1 protein-coding gene is annotated in these 383 nt (G+C 74.7%); it reads right to left on the bottom strand.

Annotated elements, in window-relative coordinates; translation table 11 throughout:
- Window positions 1-363: alpha/beta fold hydrolase (locus I6F37_RS44730; RefSeq protein WP_368736848.1), on the bottom strand; the 363-nt coding region annotated here is incomplete at its 3' end.
- Window positions 364-383 lie beyond the last annotated feature (20 nt).

The following is a 383-nucleotide window of genomic DNA, read 5'->3' as shown; positions in this document are numbered from 1 at the left end:
GCGCAGCAGGGTGATGAAGACCCGCGAGGACCCGCTCAGGCGGCGGAATCGCTGCATGTTCGTCGTCGGGAACGCGGCGCCCAGGGCGACGATGCGCTCGACCCGCTCCGGGCAGCGCTGCGCCAGGGTGAGCGCCGTGCGTATCTCGTGCGTCGGGGCCACCACCGGGCAGCGGCCGATGCCGGCGTCGTCGAGCGTCTCGACCAGGTCGGCGACCGCAAGCTCGACCAGATCGGCCCGGGGCGGCGGCGGATCGCTTGCGCCGTAGCCGGCGCGGATCGGGACGAGGACGCGCAGGCCGCGGCGGCGCAGCTCGCGCTCGCCCGCAGGCGTCGGCTGGAACAGGCCGATCGCTTCGAACACCCGCGTCGGCGGTGAGAAGC

Origin of the sequence: Bradyrhizobium sp. NBAIM08 (genome assembly GCF_020193935.1) — a bacterium.
GTDB lineage: Bacteria > Pseudomonadota > Alphaproteobacteria > Rhizobiales > Xanthobacteraceae > Bradyrhizobium > Bradyrhizobium yuanmingense.
This window is presented reverse-complemented; position numbering and strand designations above follow the sequence as displayed.